We start from the raw sequence: 4,851 nt of genomic DNA on the forward strand, positions 1-4,851 counted from the left end.
AACAGTATGAACTCACGTTCGGACTTGCGGCACTCATCCGCTGGTGGGTCTTACGGTGTGCTCGTAGTTGTGTGTGTCGAGGCCTTCGCGCATTGTGTTTCTACAGCCGCGACTCGGCGCATTGCGGCTGACCAATCGCAGTGCCCGCCGCTATAGGTCGGGAAGCGCCCGTACAGATCTCGCACCGGAGAGGACGGTTTCGCCGTCGCTGGTGCTGCGCGCCATTCGATCTCGCTGCACCACCACGCCCAGACTTTCGACTCGCGGCGGTACCTGGTCTGTCTACGTTCTAGCATCCCTGAGACACCCAGATAGCCTGCGACACCTGCATACACGCGCTCGCGGTTCACCGCCTGCCCGCGATGGATCAGACGATTCGCCGTCAGCACGGTCAGAACTCCCTCAAACACGTCGATCGAAACGCCCGTCGTATGTCGGAGCCGAGCCCGAGACAATTCCGGGGCAACGCTCAGGGTCCAGTGGACCATCGCGGCTACAGGTCCGAGCTTGTGGTGTTGCCAGACATCACGACCCAAGTGATTGAGGTATGCCCGGGACCTCTCGAGAGCGTGTTCCGGAGCGAGGGGCAGGGGGTGGGTAACCTTGTGTCCGACCCCCTGGACTGCAGGTATGACTAACCGGTACGCGGCGGCCTTCGGGCCTGAATGTGGGCGGGTTCTTACGAGCCAGCCGGCATCTATGAGCTCCCAGACCGTGGTGGCGAGGATAGTTTTGGTAGTGGCGGCCGCGATTGCCCAGCGGCGTACGTCGAGTTCGAAGTCGTCGGTGCTGTCAGCTCGGTACATGAGGTCTGCGATCACTGCGAGTGCTGCCCACCGGCGGAAGCCTTGTGCAGATCCACGGAAGAATGGCGTGTTCTCGGCGGCCGCCAGCGCGGCACGGACGTGTTTGCGTGCATGACTGAGGGCGTCGGCCTTGGGAGTAGCTGGTGCGGCTGCTACCGCGTTCAGGGCGCGCTCCCACTGGTGTGCGATGTGAGCGTGGGGGGTCTTCCGTGTTCTGCGGCCGCCATGTCCAGCGCCGCCAGGTTCAGTGCGGAGGTGTTCGAGTCCGGGGAGTTGGTCGGTGAGCGCCGCGGCGGTGATGTCGTCGAGGGACCAGTGTGCGTGCGCGGCAGACAACATGATGGACCACGAGATTCGGGACGTGTCGGCGGATGCGGTTGGGGCGGTGTTTGCGAGAGCCCGAATGTGTTCGGGGAGTGGTCGTGTGGTGCCGGGGATCATTCCGCGGGTGCAGTCGATTGTCCGCAGCCGTTTCGTCAGTGTGACGGAATCGCGATGGCGGTCGGTGCGCGTGGAAGCTGGCATGGTGCCGCCCGCCCATGCGGTGAGGTTGTCGACGACGCTGGGGTCAGCGCCGGTGTCGGCCCACGCAAGTGCGTCGGCGGCGGTTCGGCCGGCGGTTCTCAGTGGCTGTGATGGCGCGCCGTAGCGGTGGGGTGATCCAGGTGCGCGCGCACAACCGGATGTGGGGTTGAGGAGGCCGGAGGCGTCGAAGGTGTCTTTGTACTTCTGCGTGAACGCCGCTGCGAGTGAACGAACTTGAGTGGCAGTGACGGTCTCGGAGAGTCGGATCCACAGGTGCCGACTGTGGCGGCCGCCGGAGGCGCAGAGTAGGTGTGGGGTGTCGAGTTGGTGTAGTCGACGACTGACTTGTTCGGCGGCTCTGCGTGCAGCGCCGGGCTGGTTACCTTGCCTGTCGTCGAAGTCGAGGCACAGCAACCGGAAGCGGCCGCGCGAGTCTGCGAGGTAGAGAGCCCACGGCACCTCCGGTGCCTGGGAAGGCATCCGGGTGGGGGCGTAGGTGTGTTCGCCGGCGGTGTCGACGCGGATGGTGAGGCGCGGCGACCAGCGGCGCACCGTGTCGAAAACGGCGGTAGCGAATGTGCAGTTGTCGGGGTCGGTAGGTGTGACCGACCCGCCCGAATTGGGCAGGGAAGTGGACGCACACCGGGGCGTGCTTGTACCCTGGACATCACGTAGCAAGTGAGTCCCTTCTGGTGGGAGGGACACCATGTCGGATCACCGAGCTCCAACTCGGCCGACCTAACTCGAATACTCGAAACCCCGTTCCTGCAAGAGCGGGGTTTCGTGCATGTCAGGGTGTGTTTTCGCCCCTGAGATGCTTGATTCTGTGGTGCCCTAATATTGAGTTATTGGGGCGCCGTCATCGGCGCAGAGACTAGATAGCCAGCGCCAATACCCCCTGCTCTTCGAGACGGCGGGGAATCGAACTCTCACTCAGCATCTTGCGTGCGAGCTTCGGGTCGAGTGCGAGTTCGTACATGTCGGCGAGCGCACCGGTGAAGGCATCGCCCTCGCAGTTGCGTACGCCGATGGTCAGGAGCGTCGAGAACACGAGCATCATCGGGATCTTCCCGTGAGGGGAGAGCGCGGAGCGGATTTCGCGGGCGCGGGTTTCGACGGGGGTCGGAGCGCGGCCTGTGATGCTGGTGATGGCGTCATGGGCGCTCGGGTCGAACTGCACCTGGCCGTCGACAGTGGTGCGTGTCAGCGGTAGCAGTTCCCTGAAGACTTCGTCGAACTGGTCGATGTGTCGGGTGCCGATGAGCAGCATGGTGCCCACGACGTCACCGAACGGGGTCTTGGTGTTGTCGGCGATGGATCGGATCGACGAATCGACATCCGCGCGGACGCGGGTGGCAATAAACTGCCGGTCGCCCTTGGACGGTCGTCCGCGGCTACCGGCCGCGCTGCAATTTGCAGGCATGGCACGCCTCTCAGATGGTGGTTTCATCTCCGATGTCGGTGACTTTACATCACTGCCGACACCTTTCGGATAAGGCTATGGGTTGATTTCCGCTGCGGGCTGCAGCGACACACCATTATCTGAAAATGGTTCGTGAGAGTGCGGCACGAATTGCCCGGCCCCTCAACACAGGCGGACCAGCAGCGATGCGAATCCGCCAGGCACCGGAACCCCTCGTGGAATGATCGCGAAATCGGAGACACACCGCATTCGGGAGGTTCGCAAATTCATGGGTAAAACGATTGGCGCGGACAGCGATCGGGAATCGGGGTCGAGTTCGAACGCACAGGCACGGTTGATTGCAGCGGTGCTGGCCCTCGCAGCTCTCGCCGCGGTTCCCGGCGTTGTCGTGGCAATCGTGTTCGCAGTCTTGGCATTCGAGATCCGGCGTGTCCGAGTCAAGATGTGGACGATATGGGCGGCGGTGACCGCCATCATCGGCATCGCCGCCGCTGGCTTCTCCCTGACTACCTGGTTGTACTGGTCGACGTCCTTCACCACCCGGATCTGGCTCCATACGCCGGCCGCAAATCTACCGCCAGACAGTTCAGGCCTACTCGGTTGGTCGCGGGCAAATGCTGACATGAGCATCCTGCACGTCATCTGGACCCAGTTGTGGTTCGGCGTGCCAGTAGGTTTCGCGCTCGCCGCCGTCTTGATCGTGCTGTTCCGTAGCCGCCCACGCGCACTAAGAGGCCGAATCGAAGGCGCGGAGCACTCCAACATGCGGCCCGTGGGGATCCTCGATCGTCGGCGCCGTGACATCGAACGAAACAAAGTTGCCTCCGGGCACTACCTGAGGGGCTGATATGTGGAAATCTCGCTTAGGGCCGGTTGTCGCAGTTGGCCTCGGACGGTACGGGCAGCCAGTACTTCGCCCCCTCAATAGTTTTAAGAACGCCACGCTCATCGTCGGCGGATCCCGCACGGGTAAGACCCGACTGGCGTCGTCGATCAGCGACCAGCAAGTTCGGACTTTTGGCGGTGGTTCGGTGACGATCGACTACAAAGGCGACGACGCGGTCGTAAAGGAGAAGGCCCGGCTCGCACAGCAAGAGGGCCGATCGTTCCTCCATTTCTCCCTGCTTCCGCCCAATGGCAGCGGCGAGTACCCGCAACTGCATCCCTATGCGCCGCCAGTCCCCGCACGCTATGACGGATTGGCGCGGGGCAATGGGAAGTCCAAAGCCGAGATGTTTCTCAAATCCGTACCGCGAGACGGTGACGCCGCCGCCTACCTAAGGTCAGCGCAGGAGGTCAGCGAATTAGCCTGGAACATAGCAGCATTGACTGGTTTCGACAGGACTGTTGGCCAAGACGGCAAGACCCGCATCTCTTCGCTGGAAGTGCTGACGAAGATGCTGTCGACGGCGACCGACGGGGAGTTGGAGCGGCAAGCACAAGCACTCAGCATCGGCACAGTGCTCAAGTACTACCCGCACCTGTCCGTACGTGATGCGGAGGTTCGGATCGACTCGCTTCGCGGACGGGTGCAGGCGGTCAGCGCGGAGTTGAAGAAATCAGGCAGCATTGTCGCGAAAGCCGTCTCTTCCACTCGCGAACTGGCCTCCACTTACGTCAATTCCTCGGCGTTCTATCCCGGAACCTTCGGCACCGGTCGAGCGCCTGCCGGTCAAATCGACCTGATTCGTGCGATTCTGCGCGGTGAAATCGTAGTTTTCAGTTTGCCCGCGCAGATCTATCCGGATTTCGCCGCCATGATGGGAACGATGATCCTGCTGGATCTGCAGAATGCGGTGGCGACCCTACGAGGTCGGCAGGCTGCGGTAGCCGCATTCCTCGGTGTACCTCTTGGCGGTGCCGACAGCACCCCGTGGCCACCGTTCGTCGTACAGATCGAAGAACTCGGCTCAGCAGCGAATCAAGCATCAGCGGAGGCCCTGATCAACCTGATCAACAAGAGCGCCGACGTCGGCATTCGTGTTGTCGTATCCACCCAGTCCCTGTCGGACATCCGCACGATCGATGATGGGAAGGGAGTGTGGTTGCAACGACTGTTGGGGCTGATCGCCAACCTGTTTGTACTGCAGATCGGAA

4 protein-coding genes are annotated in these 4,851 nt (G+C 62.3%); 2 read left to right on the forward strand and 2 right to left on the reverse strand.

The annotated features are described in order from the left end of the window. Positions 1 to 50 precede the first annotated feature (50 nt). On the reverse strand, positions 51 to 1,883 hold the full coding sequence (locus A2J01_RS20270; RefSeq protein WP_064113433.1) for a hypothetical protein: 1,833 nt from the start codon (positions 1,881 to 1,883) through the stop codon (positions 51 to 53). A gap of 322 nt (positions 1,884 to 2,205) precedes the next feature. Beyond that, the gene (locus A2J01_RS20275) at positions 2,206 to 2,754 is read right to left on the reverse strand and encodes a hypothetical protein (protein ID WP_047269201.1); all 549 of its coding nucleotides are present in this window, start codon (positions 2,752 to 2,754) and stop codon (positions 2,206 to 2,208) included. A 268-nt stretch (positions 2,755 to 3,022) separates the two neighbouring features. Between A2J01_RS20275 and A2J01_RS20280 the strand changes: the two genes are divergently transcribed. Both A2J01_RS20280 and A2J01_RS20285 read left to right on the forward strand, forming a co-directional pair. Continuing rightward, entirely contained in the window at positions 3,023 to 3,601 is a 579-nt protein-coding gene (locus A2J01_RS20280; protein ID WP_156519331.1) for a hypothetical protein, read from the forward strand. Positions 3,602 to 3,785: 184 nt separating this feature from the next. Then, positions 3,786 to 4,851, forward strand: a 1,066-nt coding sequence (locus A2J01_RS20285; protein ID WP_156519332.1) for a hypothetical protein, incomplete at its 3' end; no start/stop codon positions are given.

This window comes from Rhodococcus sp. EPR-134 (assembly GCF_001647205.1).
GTDB lineage: Bacteria > Actinomycetota > Actinomycetes > Mycobacteriales > Mycobacteriaceae > Rhodococcus_F > Rhodococcus_F qingshengii.